This window comes from Vibrio sp. Isolate30, assembly GCF_022397975.1.
Taxonomy (GTDB): Bacteria; Pseudomonadota; Gammaproteobacteria; order Enterobacterales; family Vibrionaceae; genus Vibrio; species Vibrio fortis.
Window position 1 is genome coordinate 244,901 of record NZ_JAKEUS010000001.1, and the last position, 15,331, is coordinate 260,231.

Genomic DNA, 15,331 nt, shown 5'->3' on the forward strand with positions numbered 1-15,331 from the left:
GCTGTAAATACAATCAAAAGTAAGGAAGCGGTGTGTTTAATATTCCCAATTTACGTCACCTTAGGGCCATTTCTGAAGTCGTTCATACAGGAAGCATCAGTAAAGCCTCTGACACAGTTTTTCTCTCTCAACCCGCAATCACACAAGCCATTTCCAAGCTCGAGAAGAGCATGAACAGCGAACTCTTCGAACGCACTAGCGATGGCATGACACCAACCAAACAAGGTGAAGCCTTTGCTTTGCGAATTGATCGCGCTTTAGAAAGCATCAGTCAGGGCATCTCGAATGCGCTTAAAATTGCCACTAAACAACGCAAAAATAGCGTTCAACGTTACCTGTTCAATATCACAACCACACAGTTAAAAGCGCTAGTTGCTGTTGCAAATGGACAAAGCTTTACCGAGGCGAGCCGTTTGCTTGAAGTGTCTCAGTCATCGGTCTATCGCGCCTCTAAAGATCTCGAAGAAATTCTGGGCTTTACCCTTTTTGAAAAGACCAGTACAGGTATTGCACTCTCTAAGGCTGGAGCCATACTAGACAAAGCGAGCAAGCTTGCTTTTGTTGAAATAAAACAAGGACTTGATGAGGTAAACCTGCTCAGTAACCGACACAGTTCCGTGATCACCGTTGGCTGTTTGCCTCTGGCAAGAACCTGTCTACTACCAAGTACCATTAATGAGTTTTCTAAGGCCTACCCAGACTGCCAAATACACGTGATTGATGGCCCTTATAAAGACCTGCTTAACCACCTCAAATATGGCGAGATTGATATTTTAATAGGTGCTCTACGCTTTCCTGTACCCAGCACCGATATCCGTCAAGAGACGTTATTTGAATCGAAGAACACCATTTTGTCGCGAGCTGACCACCCTTTAGCGACTAAAGAGAAAGTCAGTATCAAAGAGCTTCAAGAGTCGAGTTGGGTTGTCTCCTCCAGTGCAACACCCGCACGTAAAATGTTCGAAGATATGTTTACCAAAGCATCGCTTGAGGTACCCAATCGCTTAATTGAAGCCAGCTCGCAAATGCTAGTCAAAGAGCTATTACTGGGTAGTGATCGATTAACCCTTCTTTCTCAACATCAAATCAGGCGTGATCTCGACGAGGGTCATTTAGTCGCTCTCCCTTTTGAAGGTGAAGAGCAATCCAGACCCATTGGTTTAACAGTTCGAAAAAACTGGTTTGCCACTTCTGTACAAACTCACTTCTTGCAATTATTGCGAACAAACGGGGTAAAAATGTCTTTGCAATAACCCTATTATTTTCAAAATTGAATACCCTTTGACTTAATTTGATTATCCGCACCCAATACCAAATGTTAGTGTTTGACCATAGCCAAAGATAATTAATGAAGAAAAAGGTGGTTATAGTGAAAGTCAGTAGGATCGCATTTATTGGTTTTGGCGAAGCAGCTACAACATTTATTTCTTCTTGGAAGAATAGAGCACCAGAAATAATAAACGCCTTTGATATAAAGACGAACAATATATTCACCAGAGAACGGAAACTTCTCGAATATATTGATAAAGGTGTGCAAGGGACATTTCGCCCTGAAGAAGCAGTACAAGGGGCACAACTTATTTTTTCTCTAGTCACCGCAGATCAAGCTGAAAGCGCACTGCATCAGATAGTAGATTCTCTGACTAAGAAACAAATTGTGCTCGACTTTAACTCTTGTTCACCGCAAACCAAACAACGATTAGCACAAACCGTTGAAGCACAAGGCGCAGACTACATCGACATTGCCATTATGGCACCAGTGTTGACATCACAGCCCAATATTCCGCTCTACCTGTCCGGCCAGAAAGCTGAAAAAGTCGCGGAGTACTTAACGCAACTTGGTTTCGACACAGAGGTTATCTCAGAAAATGTGGGGGATGCTTCTAGCATCAAGATGTTGCGCTCAATAATGGTCAAGGGTTTAGAAGCACTGACGACCGAGTGTATGTTGGCCGCGCGTAAATCTGGCGTTGAGCATCATGTCCTCAAATCACTAAGCAAAACCTATCCAGAGTTAGAGTTGAGCCACTTAAGCCGTTACCACATGGAGCGGATGCTCGACCATGGTGAAAGACGCCACGCAGAATTAAAAGAGGTCGCAGCGACCTTAAACGAGCTAGGCATGAGTCACTCGATGGTCGAAGGCGCAATGCACTGGCATCAGTCGCTCGGTGAACTCAACATCGAAGCGTTAGATCAGCCTCTCAGTCAACTGTCTGACCAGATCATAGAACAATTGCAGGTCGCAGATAATGAATCGACCGCAACGAAATTACAAAATATCCAATAGTTTAATCGCTTGAATACAAAAGGAATGATTATGAAAGTGTGTGTAGTAGGCGCTACGGGTGCATTCGGCCAAAAACATTTAGAGGCACTGCGTAATATCGACGACGTTACCGTTACTGCGATGGTTGCCCCTGAAGCGGACAAGCTTGATCAACTGATCACAGATTACAATCAAACGGCTCAAGGCTTCTCTTCACTTGAAGAGGCACTCAAGTCTGACAACATCGATGCTGTGATTCTAGCCACACCAACTCAAATGCATGCTGAGCAAGCTATCGCATGTATGGAAGCTGGCAAGCATGTTCTGGTCGAAATCCCAATGGCAGACAACATTGAAGACAGCTACAAAGTGGTTGAGACTCAAAAGAAAACTGGCGTTGTCGCTATGGCTGGTCACACTCGCCGATTTAATCCAAGCCACCAGTGGATCCACAACAAGATCGCAGCTGGCGAGCTAAACATTCAACAAATGGATGTTCAAACCTACTTCTTCCGTCGCACCAACACCAATGCCAAAGGTGAACCACGCACTTGGACTGATCACCTACTATGGCATCACGCTTGTCACACTGTTGACCTTTTCCAATACCAAACCGGTGAGAAGGCATCAAAGATTCAAGCACTGCAAGGCCCGATTCACCCAGAGCTCAACATCGCTATGGACATGAGCATTGGCATGAAAACGCCATCTGGCGCGCTATGTACGCTATCACTCTCTTTCAATAACGACGGTCCATTTGGCACCTTCTTCCGCTACATCTGTGACGAAGGCACCTACATCGCTCGCTACGACGATCTATTCGATGGCAAAGAGAACCCGATTTCACTGGAAGGTGTCGCGGTTTCAAACAACGGCATCGAGCTAATCGACCGTGAGTTCTTCGATGCGATTCGTACAGGCCGCGAGCCAAACTCAAGTGTCGCAAGCTGTCTGCCAGCCATGGAGACACTGCACGCATTAGAACAACTGCTAGAGCAAGAGTAAGGAGCCCGGCGATGATTACACTAGGTGAGCACTCACTCGCGCCAGTCGCCCTTGGATGTATGAACGTTTCTCACGCATACGGAACACCTCCAAGTGAAGAGCACAGCATCAAGCTACTTAATAGGGCGCTTGATCTTGGCTACAACATGCTGGATACCGCAGCTCTTTACGGGTTTGGTAACAACGAGAAACTACTCGCTAAAGCAGTAGGTCATCGCCGTAATGAATTCTTTCTTGCCAGCAAGTGCGGCATGTTTAAAGGCCCCGATGGTAAACGCGCGATTGATGGTCGCCCAGAGACAATACGCAAGACATGTGAAGAGTCACTGCAGCGTCTCAATACTGACGTGATTGACCTCTACTATCTGCACCGCTGGGACAAAAATGTGCCTATTGAAGAGAGCGTTGACGAGCTGGCTAGGTTGGTTGATGAAGGCAAAATCAAACACCTCGGCCTATCTGAGGTATCGGCAACCACGCTGGAAAAAGCACACCAGATCCACCCGATAGCAGCGGTTCAATCGGAGTATTCATTGTGGTCACGCAACGCAGAGATCGCGGTGATTGATAAATGCCAAGAGCTAGGAAGTACCTTTGTGTCTTTCAGCCCTGTGGGGCGCGGTATCCTGAGTGGCGAGCTTCAAAGCAACCAATTTGTGGATGGTGATATTCGCAATGCGATGCCGAGATTTAATGCAGAAAACTTTGAAGCTAACTTGTTGGCTGTAAATAGGTTCGCTTCTCTGCTGCCGATTTTTGCTGAAGAGAATGTATCACTACCTGCGCCAACTCTGGCTCAATTTGCCTTGGCATGGACGCTGGCTAAAGCGCCTCACTCTATTGCACTGCCAGGCACCACTAACTTTAAGCATCTAGAAGATAACTTAAACGCACAGCACTACACGGTTTCGAACGCCCTGCTAGAACTGGTTGAGCGCACTGTACCGCAAAAGGCATTTGTTGGCGGTCGCTACAACGCGCCCACTCAAGCCGAAATCGATACCGAACAATTTTAACCAAATAAAGAACATAAAAGACACGCTCATCAGACGAGCTCAAGAGTAAATAAAGGATTAATAACATGACAACAAAGAAAACAGCTTTAGTAATCAGTGCCCATTCAGCAGACTTTGTATGGCGTTGTGGCGGTGCCATCGCCCTTCACCAGAAGCTGGGCTACGAAGTGACCATTGCATGTCTTTCATACGGTGAGCGTGGCGAGTCTGCAAAGCTATGGAAACAAGAAGGCATGACACTTGAAGACGTTAAGCGTATTCGTCATGAAGAAGCGACAGCAGCAGCGGCAGCTCTTGGCGTAAGTGACATTCGTTTCTTTGACTTCGGTGATTACCCACTTGAAATCGACAAAGAAGGTAAGTACCAGATCGTTGACCTGATCCGTGAGATTCAACCAGAATTCATCATGACGCACTCTAAATGGGACCCGTACAATACAGACCACATGTACGCAACTGAGATCACTCTGCAGTGCCGCATGATCGCACAAGCTTGGGGTCATAACCCAGGTGAGAAAGTACTAGGCGCACCTCAGGTTTACCTATTCGAACCGCACCAAAGCGAGCAGATGGAATGGAAACCAAATACCTTCCTAGACATCTCTGAAGTGTGGGAAAGCAAAAAAGCCGCAATTGAGTGTATGCAAGGTCAAGAGCACCTATGGACCTTCTACGAAAACCTAGCTGAAAACCGTGGCAACCACTTTAGACGTAACTCAGGTGGCCAAGCGGGCGGCAGAAGCTGCCAACACGCTGAAGGTTTCCAAGCGATCTTCCCGCAGTGTGTTGATTCGCTGTAAAGCCTCTAAATAACCAAACCGGCCAACAAGCAAACAGATAAATAACCTAAGCCCCGCTACACCGTGGGGCTTTTTGTTATCGTTAATCATCTACCCTTCGCAGGGCGCAGCAAACATCCGAGCTAAGCCGCTACTGTTTTAATGTAATCGGTCGGCGTCAGTCCGAATTTCTCTTTAAAACGCTGGCTAAATCGCCCCTCAGACAGATAACCACACGCCAAGGCTAACTGAGCAACATTGCTGTAGCCACTCTGTATCAGATACAAAGCATGAGCTAAACGAACTTCCGTAAGCACCTCTCGAAATTGGGTACCTTCTCGCTTTAATTTACGAATCATAGTCGCTCGACTCATGGCAAATTGCTCGGCAACATCGTCTAGAGAATGCTTGTCACTGGGAGAACGAGACAAGTGGCGACTCAGCTGCTGACGAAAGCTGGTATTTATGCTTGGAAAGAGTTGATGTAGAACGCCTTTTTCTGCCAACTGCTGATATAAACCAAGCACCCAAAAACGCTGCGTCTCACCACTTATCGTTTGGGATTCAAGCGAAAACAGCGCATTCAGAGTACTTTGCAGTGCCTTGTCAGATTGAAAAAATGGCTCACTCTTTTCGCAAGCTCTATTGCTACTCAGTTCCAGCATTGCCTCTGTCGGAGAGCAGTGAAAAGTGAATACCCGAGAAAGAAATCGCCCCTTCTGTGGCAGGTTCTCAAAGCTCAATGAGGCGGAGGCTTCACATAACAACAGCTCAGTACTAGAGAGATCTTGAACCGATTCTTTCCAAAACAGCCGCTTACTTCCAGCCATGATTTGAATGAGACTCGGAGAGTGAACCCGCACATTTCTGAGCTTCTGAAGTTGTTCCGCTCGAAACAGAGTCACTTGATACTGAGCGCTCATGACGCCTCCTAAATGATCGACTAACGTGTATACGTTGCCGTTAGTGTTGCCTTATCAATAGCAATGCTATTGAGTGTAAAACCAACCACGGCCGGTGGAGTATTCTCATCAAGGCCTATAGTCGCCTTTGGTAGTGCCCACACTGTAAATTGATAGCGGTGCATACCATGGCCTTGGGGAGGACAAGCACCGCCAAACCCTGTAGTGCCATAATCGATACGAGCCTCCTTACCACCGAGCTTACCAATATCAACACCTTGCGCTAGCTCGGTTGTTTTGTTTGGAATATCAAACGCAACCCAATGCCAAAAACCACTGCCTGTTGGTGCATCTGGATCGTAAGCCGTTACAGCAAAGCTCTTGGTGCCTTCCGGTACATCCTTCCACATCAATTGTGGCGATACATTGTCGCCATCACAGCCCCACCCCTGATATTCAAATTTCTTAGCCATTGGGTGGCCTTCCTGAATGTCTTGACTAACCAGCTCAAATGCTTGAGTTGAACCTGCAGCTAAAAGACCTAGTGCGAGTAGAGATAGTGTTGGTAGTTTCATTGTTCGATTCCTTTTGTGAGTTCGGAATCAGTCTATCGTCAGTCACATCGCACAACACCTCTATAAGTATCACATTAAATTTAATTTAAGCAATTTTTGATACTTTTAGATTTTTCTGAGTTTTATATGGCGGAAAAACCAGAAAGAAATACGGCTTTATAGCCACATTATTCAGACCAAGAAAAAGCCCCAGAGCATGACACTCTGGGGCTTTATGAGTATTTATCGAGTTAATGTAATCAGCGGTTTTCTATCAGCATGGTGCCAGCACCGGTATTCGACACGGGTGCATGATAGCTGCTTTTCAGTACATTAAGCTCGCCCGTCAATGCACCACGCATACCAAGCCACATAATGAATTCCGCACCTTGCGCACCGCCCTGCTCTACTAGGTCGTAGATCGAAAGCTTAGTCAGTTCTTCTGGGTTGTCGATCAACTTCTTCATGCAGTAAAGGTCGAACTCTTTATTGATAAAGCCAGCACGCTCACCGTCCAACTGATGAGAAAGACCACCAGTGCCAAGTACGACAACCTTCAAGTCTTTATCGTAGCTTTCAACTGCCTTACCAATCGCTTTGCCTAGGTCGTAACAACGCTTAGGTGATGGCATTGGGTGCTGTTCTACGTTGATACATACCGGAATCACCTTCATGTGACCGTAACTGAAGTTTGGCCACATCAGCTGCATTGGTACAGTTAGACCGTGGTCAACTTTCATCTCTTGGCAGATGGTAATATCGAACTCGTTCTCAACCAGTTCGTTACAGATGTGCCACGACAGCTCTGGGTCACCGTTGATCTCTGGAATAGTCGGAATACCCCAGCCTTCATCGGCATTCTTATAACTTGGTGCAGCACCAATCGCGAAGGTCGGTTTCTTATCAAGGAAGAACTCTAAGCCGTGATCGTTATAAAAAACGACCGCAACATCTGGTTGAACTTCATCTAGCCAGTGGTGAATCGGTGGATACGCATCAAACAGAGGCTTCCAGTATTCAGTTTGTTGTAGATTGTTCTCAATTGCTTTACCAATTGAAGGAATGTGGGAAGTGGTAATTCCGCCAACGATCTTTGCCATAACTATTTCCCTGCCTCTACTAACATCTGTTTAAATTCTTCAACTGTCATACCCGTTTGCATCGCACCAATGTCTTGCATGTTGAGCCCCAACATACCGACGAATTTAGCAAGGTAGTAGATACTGCCACCTTCTGCGATCAACCCTAAAACATCACGCTCTTTGATTGCCGTCTTTTGAGCTTCCGTCAGTCCATATTTGTCACAGTAGGCCATTTCATCGGCTGAAAACGCATCGCGCCCCGCTTGGTCGTTAAGTGAATGACACATCTTGTTCAAGCCATAGCCTTTACGCGCCATTGCGCCATCAAACATGGTTGTGCCGGGGATCGGCTTATTATTTAGGTAAGTCATGTTACACGCTCTCCGGCCAGTAAAGTTTCATTGGGTTAGTGACGAGTAGTGCTTGCTGTTGCTCTACCGTAGTGGCAATTTGTGGAATCACATCCACTAAGTGGCCATCATCAGGAGTGTGTGACTTCATGTTTGGATGTGGCCAGTCGGTTCCCCAAAGTACGCGGTTTGGAAACAGATCAACCAAGGTTTTAGCAAACGGCACCACATCGGAGTAATCCGGTGGCGTTTGAGTCAAACGCTCTGGGCAACTCACTTTGCACCAGATGTCTGGGTTACGCTCCATCAACGAAATAAACTTGCCGAACTCTTGGCTATCGACACCTTTTGCCACATCAGGACGACCCATGTGGTCAATCACTACCGTCATATTGAGCTCTTCTAAAAACGGCGTCACATCATCAATGTCTTGCGCTTCAAAGTAGACCACAACATGCCAACCTAGTGGGCGGATCTTCTCAGCGATCGCTTTAAGCTTTTCAGTTGGTACTGTATCAACTAAGCGCTTCACAAAATTAAAGCGGACACCACGAACGCCAGCTTTGTCCATCGCTTGTAGCTCTTCGTCTGTCACTGTCTCGTCAACGAATGCAATACCACGAGCTAATTCACCAGCGGTCTCTAGCGCATCAACAAGCGCGCGGTTATCTGTACTGTGGCAAGAAGCCTGAACAATCACATTACGGCTAAAGCCTAAGTGATCGCGCAGGGCAAAAAGCTGCTCTTTTGACGCGTCGCACGGGGTGTACTTACGCGCCGGAGAGTAAGGGAATTTAGCCGCAGGACCAAAAACGTGACAGTGGCTATCCACTGCGCCTTCTGGCACCACAAACTTCGGCTTGCTTGGATTTGGGTGGAACGGTAGGTAATCAGCGTCCATGTTTCTTCCTTGTTATTTTCAGCAGGCTTACAGTCCAAATACGGTGCCATCGAACAGCTTTCTTGCTGTGCGAAGGATCGCGGCGGACTTCACTTGATTTTGTTCAACGTCTAGCACCACGCTCATCTTTCCGATTGGGTGTTCAACATCGATATGTATTTGTTTTTCTATTTCGACTTCAGCAAGTTGCTTTGCTGGGGCGTCATTCAAGATGCAGGCACTCGCGACACTCACCGCACCTAGAACGCCAATCGACGCATGGCAGCGATGAGGGATAAAAGTACGCGTTGAAATACCACCACCATATTGAGGCGCGCTCACCAGTGTCATTTTCGGCACACTTAGTTCACGAACATCGCCGAGATTCATCATTGGCCCAGCTTGCAGGCGTATCGACTCTAGGCGTTGCTTAAGTTCTGCGTTATCGTCCAATTGTTCGCGGGATTCGTCACCAGTAAGGCCAAAATCTTGCGCTCTTAGCACCACGACAGGCATACCGTTATCAATCAGAGTCACGCTCACACCATCAATAACGTCGACTTCGTTCCCCGTTGGCAGCAGAGCGCCGCAGGTAGAGCCAGCTGTATCTTCAAAGCAGACTGCTAGCGGAGCCGCGGTATTAGGGACTCCATCAATATGGCAGTCACCAGCATAGGTCACTTGCTTGTTTGGGGTTTGCACGGTAACCGTTGCTACCTGCTGTGTGTTCTCCATGAAGATGCGAACCGAGGTTTGACTCTCTTGTGCTTCTACCAGTCCACGTTCAATCGCAAACGGTGCAACACCCGCTAAAATATTGCCACAGTTTTGCTTGCCACTAATAAGCTTTTGGTCAACAAATACCTGTTGAAATAGGTAGTCAACGTCGACGCCTTCACGTTTTGACGATTCCACTATCGCAACCTTCGAAGTGAGCGGGTCTGCGCCGCCAATTCCGTCGATCTGTCTTGGGTCGGGGGTGCCCATCATCGACAGTAAAAACTGCTCACATGCTTGCTCGCTCTCTGGTAAATCCTTACGCAGGAAATAGGCTCCCTTTGATGTACCAGAGCGCATCCACATACATGGTGCACTGAAGGGATGACTAGACATATTTCAGCCCTTTCTCTTCTAGGCGGCCGCGCATTTGATAGATGTCCAGACCCAACTCGCCATTCGCTAATCGAACACGCTTTGCTTCTTCACGTTCAATACGAGCTAGTGATTCATGCAGAACCTCTTCCGCTTCCTCGCGACGCACAACCACAACGCCATCTTCATCCGCGACCATCACATCACCAGGGTAAACCAGAGCGCCGGCACAATTCATTGGCACGTTCACTGAACCCAATGTCTCCTTGATGGTACCTTCACTGAAGATCGCCTTAGACCATACTGGGAAATTCATTTCACGAAGATCACGAGTGTCACGTACGCCACCTTCGATGATAAGGCCGACAACACCGCGTGCTTGCGCCGATGTCGCTAGCAAGTCACCAAAGAAGCCGTGATTGGAAGGGGAAGTCGGTGCGAATACCAAGAAGTCACCCGCTTTTGCTTGCTCGATCGCTACGTGCATCATCCAGTTATCACCCGCTGCACCTGAGATGGTCAACGCAGAACCCGCAACCGCGTCGCCTTGGAAAATTGGGCGCATGTAGTGAGCCAATAAGCCCTTACGGCCCTGAGCTTCATGAATGGTCGCCACACCACATTGACGCAGGCCTTCAATAATCTCTTTGTCTGCGCGCTGAATATTTTGTACTACGACGTTGTTCTGCATTTGTGTTCCCTCTTAATACATTTCGGCAGGTGAATCCCTTCAAAGGTGGTTACTGCTCGCTGATGTATTCACTATAAAGAGGTGCTGACAAAGGCGATATTTCAATTATTTCGCAAGGTATAAGATTTTGAGATAGGGAGTGCAATTACACCCGTTACCGCTTAGGTGCTGCGCCCTGCGCTATCAGTAATCTTCAAAAATTGAATGGGTGTTAGGAAAAAACAATTATCGCGAGAAAGTGGGTTTTGCTAGCGTAGTGACAAATAACGATAAGGAGTGAATCATGATTCAATGTCGACTCATAGGGCAGAACATCCAACGTTCTCAATCGCCAGATTTTCACAACGCCCTTGCTGAAAAGCTTAATATTGAGCTGCACTATCAACTCGAAGAGCTGACCATCAACAGCGCAGAATCACTCCACCAGCACACTACTGACTTGTTCGACAACGAGATTGATTCTGCGAACGTTACCTACCCCTACAAAGAACAAATACTATCGGTCGCCGATGAGCTCGCGCCTTGTGCCAAGCGAGTTGGTGCGGCCAACACGCTAGTTAAACGTGACCAACAGATCATCGCTTACAACACGGACTACAGTGGCTTTATCGCTGCATTTACTCAGTTTGGTCAGCACAAGCCGGGTAAAGTAGTGGTGCTTGGTTGTGGTGGCGTCGGCAAAGCAATCTGCTTTTCACTTGCCGATCTCGGTGCGACAGAGATCGCAATCTATGACCGGGATCTAACAAAAATGAATAGCCTCGCGAAGCTGCTTGCGGCTGAGAATATAGATACCGTATGTTTGAATGAAACGACGTTAGAAACAGCGGTACAGAGAGCAGAAGGTGTCCTCAATTGCACGCCTATCGGACACTATCAAACACCTGGTTGCCCTATTGAGCCCTCTTGGTTGCAGCAGCAGGCTTGGTGTTTTGATGCCGTATACATCCCACGGGAGACAGAATTTCTGAAAGCCGCACAGCAGAAATCGATCAATACGTTGAGCGGCTTTGAGCTCTTTTTCCATCAAGCGCATGATGCGTTCACCTTATTCACCGGTGCCCAAGTTTCAACTCAACAACTCAATACTTTTAAGCAAACACAGCTTGCGAATTTACGTTAAGGACAATGACTCAATGAAAAAAATCTTAATACTCAACGGACCAAACCTAAACCTACTTGGCACACGTGAGCCTGCACAATACGGCTACGAAACACTGGCTGACGTAGAAGAAAACTGCCGCAAGGTCGCAACAGAGTACGGTTATGACGCTGAGTGTTTTCAAAGCAATACCGAAGGCAGCCTAATTGATGCTATCCACAAAGCGGGTCGCGAGTTTACTCAAGGTGAATGCGCTGGCGTTGTGTTTAACCCGGGTGCTTACACGCACACGTCGATTGCTCTTCACGATGCCATCAAAGGGGTTGAGGTACCAGTGGTTGAAGTTCATATCTCTAACGTGCATGCACGCGAAGCCTTCCGCCATCACTCGTACATCTCACCTGTAGCCGCAGGCACCATCATTGGTATGGGCACAAAAGGCTACAAGTTAGCGTTAGATTTTCTGTTAGAAAAGTAATCAAACTTGATGAGCCTAGGGGCACTTACAGTCCTTCGAACTCATCAATCGCGATGCGCGCTTCAGCCAGTGAACAGCCAGATTCACTCACTAGTTGAGCGACGGTCATAGAAGGTGTGTTTTGAAGCAGTTGTTGTAAGCAAACTGTTGGCTTAGGTAAGACCTTATCAATTGCAGTCACCATCCAAAGTAAGGGAGCATCGCTAAGTTGCTCTCTTAATCTATGTAGCTGCGCCTCTTCACCCGTTAACATCCAATTCCGAGAACGTCGAATGCGTTTTAACTGACAGCCACTTTGGGCTGCTAAGGCGAGCACCTGTGCCTTATCTGGCACACGGTGGACAAAGCTATTGAGTACAACTGAAAACATAGTGTGGCTTACGAGTCTATCTCTACCGTGATCTCGGTTTTTACGGAGTTGGCAATGAAGCAGTTACTGTGCGCCAAATGATGCAGCTTTTCGAGCTGTGTGCCCGATGGGCGCTTATCACCAACAAATTGAATTTGAGGTCTAAGCGTAACATGACTAACCCAGGCTCGCCCTGCTTTATCTTCTTCCAGAACACCGATTGCATCATCAACGTAAGACTCAATCACGTACTTACGCTTGGCTGCAATCCCCAAAAACGTCAGCATATGACAACTGGCAATCGCAGCAATAAAGGCTTCTTCGGGGTCAACATTATCCTCAACAGAGAGTGGCAATGGCACTACATGAGGTGATGACGAGGCGGGTACAATAACACCCCCATCAAACTCCCACGTATGTCCGCGGCTATATTGGTTATCGCTAAAAGCCTCATGTTCACCTTTTTTCCAGCGAACAATCGCACCATAATCCGACATACTTTCTCCTTAGCGATCCGCTGGGTGGTTCACACCGTCATTGGTCACCACATCACCAATATCAAAAGGATTCACCCCTTCTAAACAACCAATATTGAATCCATATTCATTTGGGCTGGAGCGACGTTGATGGTGAGTGTAGATACCGCAGTTTGAGCAGAAGTAATGCTTAGCGGTATTGGTATTAAATTGATACAACTTGAGATGCTCCGCACCTTTGAGGATCTTGATGCCATCCAAGGCTACTGAGCCCACTATCGCGCCTTTGCGACGACAGATCGAGCAATCACAACGGCGTGGTTTTTCGATGCCATTAGGTAGGCTGAGCTCTAACTCCACCGCACCACAATGGCAGGTCGCTTTATGAAAAGGTTTAATAACCGTATTACCAACGAGTTTCATTCTTCTCTCCAATCACATCCATGTATTGCTCGCATCATAACCAGTTCTGCGCTCACTGTCCGCAATGCTATTTGCAGTTCGAGAGTTTTGTCATACCGCGTTAATTGATTGATTTATCATTCAAACGACTGAAGTTATCGAACAGAAAATCCAAAAAGAGTCGAATACGCTTAGGCTGATATTTCTTACTGATATACACCACATTTAAGTCTGCACTCGACACATTAGTCGAGGTATTAAAGTTCTTCATGTAGCCATTGAGCAGAGTCACAAGGCGCTGGTTATTGATGTCGTCTTGCACATCCAGCACCGACTTAAGCGCAATCCCCTCGCCTTTTAATGCCCAGTAGCGAATCACTTCGCCATCATCAGAAAAGCGTTTGGGCACTACAGTAATCGACTTTTTCATGTCTTGGTCTTGGAAGTGCCATGTCTTGAGTTCTTCATTGCTGCGCAGCATTGCCAAGCAGTCATGGTCAACGAGATCTTGAGGTTTCAATGGTGTTCCGTGCTTGGCGAGATATTCTGGTGAAGCGCAAAGCACACGCCTGCTTGGTGACAAACGTCGGGAGATCAAATTACTGTCCACAAGTTCGCCATAACGAATCACAATATCCATACCAGACTCACCAATATTCGATAGCTTGTCGTTCAAATACAGATAAGGAATCACGTCAGGATACTGCTGACAAAACTCAGATAAAATGGGCAAAATATACTGTTTTCCGATGTCTTTCGGTGCCGCAATTCTCAATGGGCCTTTCACCTCTTTAACCCCATTTTGAATCAAGTTTTCCGTCTCACTCACGCTGTCTAGAATTTCAATACACGCCTTGTGGTACAGCTCCCCCGAGTCGGTCAGAGACACATGCCTCGTACTTCGGTTCAAAAGCTTCACGCCATATCTTTCTTCTAGAGCTTGTAACCGAGCTGTCATCGTCGCAGGCGACAACCCTAGTTCACGACCCGCTGCAGCTAACCCTTGATGTTTCACGATGCTGACGAACATCGCCATGTCTGAAAACTTATCCACTCGTTACCCTTCCTTACCTTTAGATTCACCATTCATAAAAACCGAATAATGAATTCACATTTTAGCCAATTATCAAAATTATTCGAATAAATATAATGACAACCATCAACAGAACAACGCAGGAATTCAGACCATGAACAACGAACTAACGGCCCCAAAAAAGAGCACCTTCGTCATCATTGGTGGCACATCAGGGATCGGCAAAGCACTAGCGATGCAATTAAGAAATGAAAACAACACTGTACACATTGCTAGCCGACACACAGGTCTTGATATCAGCAGTGAAAAGTCGATTTGTGAGTATTTCGAATCGATTGGTGTGTTTGACCACTTGGTTGTTACAGCAGGCTCATACGCTCCAGCAGGAAAAGTGACAGACGTTGCTATCGAAGATGCCAAAACAGCATTTGATACCAAATTTTGGGGCAGCTTAAACGTAGCTAAACATGCCGCGCGCTACATGACACCAAACGGCTCAATCACTCTTACCAGCGGCATGTTGTCACGCAAAGTAGTCGCGGGGACATACGTTAAAACAGCGATAAATGCTGCACTAGAGAGTGTCACCAAGGTGCTTGCGAAGGAGCTCTCGCCGATTCGCGTGAACGCCGTCAGCCCTGGCTTAACCATGACTGAAGCGTACAAAAACATGGACGAGTCTACACGTTCAAACATGTACGAGAATGCCAAACACAAATTACCCGCGGGCAAAGTAGGCGAAGCCTCAGAGGTCGCGATGGGATACCTACTCGCAATGAACAACCCATACATGACGGGTTCAATCATCGACATCGATGGCGGCGCTTTACTCGGCTAACCACCTCGCAAAGACACAAAGTACAACCGTTGG

19 protein-coding genes are annotated in these 15,331 nt (G+C 47.0%); 8 read left to right on the forward strand and 11 right to left on the reverse strand.

The window, feature by feature from the left end:
* Window positions 1–32 precede the first annotated feature (32 nt).
* From L1D60_RS01140 to L1D60_RS01160, 5 genes are all read left to right on the forward strand, one after another.
* Window positions 33–1,253 carry a LysR family transcriptional regulator gene (locus L1D60_RS01140; RefSeq protein WP_239839345.1) on the forward strand — a complete coding sequence of 407 codons (1,221 nt, stop codon included), beginning with the start codon at window positions 33–35 and terminating at the stop codon, window positions 1,251–1,253.
* A 95-nt stretch (window positions 1,254–1,348) separates the two neighbouring features.
* On the forward strand, window positions 1,349–2,290 hold the full coding sequence (locus L1D60_RS01145; RefSeq protein ID WP_239839346.1) for a DUF1932 domain-containing protein: 942 nt from the start codon (window positions 1,349–1,351) through the stop codon (window positions 2,288–2,290).
* Between the two features lie 30 nt (window positions 2,291–2,320).
* Entirely contained in the window at window positions 2,321–3,274 is a 954-nt protein-coding gene (locus tag L1D60_RS01150; protein ID WP_239839347.1) for a Gfo/Idh/MocA family oxidoreductase, read from the forward strand.
* 11 nt (window positions 3,275–3,285) lie between these two features.
* Window positions 3,286–4,290 carry an aldo/keto reductase gene (locus L1D60_RS01155; RefSeq protein ID WP_239839348.1) on the forward strand — a complete coding sequence of 335 codons (1,005 nt, stop codon included), beginning with the start codon at window positions 3,286–3,288 and terminating at the stop codon, window positions 4,288–4,290.
* A gap of 65 nt (window positions 4,291–4,355) precedes the next feature.
* Window positions 4,356–5,090 carry a PIG-L deacetylase family protein gene (locus L1D60_RS01160; protein ID WP_032553670.1) on the forward strand — a complete coding sequence of 245 codons (735 nt, stop codon included), beginning with the start codon at window positions 4,356–4,358 and terminating at the stop codon, window positions 5,088–5,090.
* A 122-nt stretch (window positions 5,091–5,212) separates the two neighbouring features.
* Here L1D60_RS01160 and L1D60_RS01165 read toward each other — a convergent pair whose 3' ends face one another.
* From L1D60_RS01165 to L1D60_RS01195, 7 genes are all read right to left on the reverse strand, one after another.
* Window positions 5,213–5,992 (reverse strand): helix-turn-helix transcriptional regulator, encoded by a 780-nt coding sequence (locus L1D60_RS01165; protein ID WP_239839349.1) that lies wholly within the window; start codon window positions 5,990–5,992, stop codon window positions 5,213–5,215.
* Window positions 5,993–6,012: 20 nt separating this feature from the next.
* Window positions 6,013–6,546 (reverse strand): YbhB/YbcL family Raf kinase inhibitor-like protein, encoded by a 534-nt coding sequence (locus L1D60_RS01170; protein WP_239839350.1) that lies wholly within the window; start codon window positions 6,544–6,546, stop codon window positions 6,013–6,015.
* A gap of 239 nt (window positions 6,547–6,785) precedes the next feature.
* A complete protein-coding gene (locus L1D60_RS01175; protein WP_032553675.1) occupies window positions 6,786–7,625 on the reverse strand; it encodes a class III extradiol dioxygenase family protein in 840 nt (279 codons plus the stop codon).
* 2 nt (window positions 7,626–7,627) lie between these two features.
* Window positions 7,628–7,978 carry a protocatechuate 4,5-dioxygenase subunit alpha gene (locus tag L1D60_RS01180; protein ID WP_239839351.1) on the reverse strand — a complete coding sequence of 117 codons (351 nt, stop codon included), beginning with the start codon at window positions 7,976–7,978 and terminating at the stop codon, window positions 7,628–7,630.
* 1 nt (window position 7,979) lies between these two features.
* Complete coding sequence (locus L1D60_RS01185; RefSeq protein WP_150868289.1) at window positions 7,980–8,858, reverse strand: amidohydrolase family protein; 879 nt, start codon at window positions 8,856–8,858, stop codon at window positions 7,980–7,982.
* Window positions 8,859–8,885: 27 nt separating this feature from the next.
* Window positions 8,886–9,950, reverse strand: coding sequence for a 4-oxalomesaconate tautomerase (locus tag L1D60_RS01190; protein WP_239839352.1), 1,065 nt, complete (start codon window positions 9,948–9,950; stop codon window positions 8,886–8,888).
* Window positions 9,943–10,620 carry a 4-carboxy-4-hydroxy-2-oxoadipate aldolase/oxaloacetate decarboxylase gene (locus L1D60_RS01195; protein WP_239839353.1) on the reverse strand — a complete coding sequence of 226 codons (678 nt, stop codon included), beginning with the start codon at window positions 10,618–10,620 and terminating at the stop codon, window positions 9,943–9,945. Before L1D60_RS01195 ends, L1D60_RS01190 begins: the two co-directional genes overlap by 8 nt.
* Before the next feature lie 283 nt (window positions 10,621–10,903).
* Between L1D60_RS01195 and L1D60_RS01200 the strand changes: the two genes are divergently transcribed.
* Complete coding sequence (locus tag L1D60_RS01200) at window positions 10,904–11,743, forward strand: ThiF family adenylyltransferase (protein ID WP_239839354.1); 840 nt, start codon at window positions 10,904–10,906, stop codon at window positions 11,741–11,743.
* 13 nt (window positions 11,744–11,756) lie between these two features.
* A complete protein-coding gene (gene aroQ / locus L1D60_RS01205; RefSeq protein WP_239839355.1) occupies window positions 11,757–12,200 on the forward strand; it encodes a type II 3-dehydroquinate dehydratase in 444 nt (147 codons plus the stop codon).
* A 25-nt stretch (window positions 12,201–12,225) separates the two neighbouring features.
* On the opposite strand, the gene L1D60_RS01210 is transcribed toward aroQ, so the two are convergent.
* The 4 genes from L1D60_RS01210 to L1D60_RS01225 all read right to left on the reverse strand — a co-directional run bounded on the left by L1D60_RS01210 (window position 12,226) and on the right by L1D60_RS01225 (window position 14,481).
* Window positions 12,226–12,570, reverse strand: coding sequence for a ribosome recycling factor family protein (locus L1D60_RS01210; protein ID WP_239839356.1), 345 nt, complete (start codon window positions 12,568–12,570; stop codon window positions 12,226–12,228).
* An 8-nt stretch (window positions 12,571–12,578) separates the two neighbouring features.
* Window positions 12,579–13,046, reverse strand: coding sequence for an OsmC family protein (locus L1D60_RS01215; RefSeq protein WP_239839357.1), 468 nt, complete (start codon window positions 13,044–13,046; stop codon window positions 12,579–12,581).
* A gap of 9 nt (window positions 13,047–13,055) precedes the next feature.
* Window positions 13,056–13,448: a GFA family protein gene (locus L1D60_RS01220; RefSeq protein ID WP_239839358.1), complete on the reverse strand. Its 393-nt coding sequence runs from the start codon at window positions 13,446–13,448 to the stop codon at window positions 13,056–13,058.
* A gap of 100 nt (window positions 13,449–13,548) precedes the next feature.
* Window positions 13,549–14,481, reverse strand: a complete 933-nt coding sequence (locus tag L1D60_RS01225; protein WP_239839359.1) for a LysR family transcriptional regulator — start codon at window positions 14,479–14,481, stop codon at window positions 13,549–13,551.
* Window positions 14,482–14,614: 133 nt separating this feature from the next.
* On the opposite strand from L1D60_RS01225, the gene L1D60_RS01230 reads away from it, so the two are divergent.
* On the forward strand, window positions 14,615–15,298 hold the full coding sequence (locus L1D60_RS01230) for an SDR family oxidoreductase (RefSeq protein ID WP_239839360.1): 684 nt from the start codon (window positions 14,615–14,617) through the stop codon (window positions 15,296–15,298).
* The last annotated feature ends 33 nt before the right edge of the window (window positions 15,299–15,331 follow it).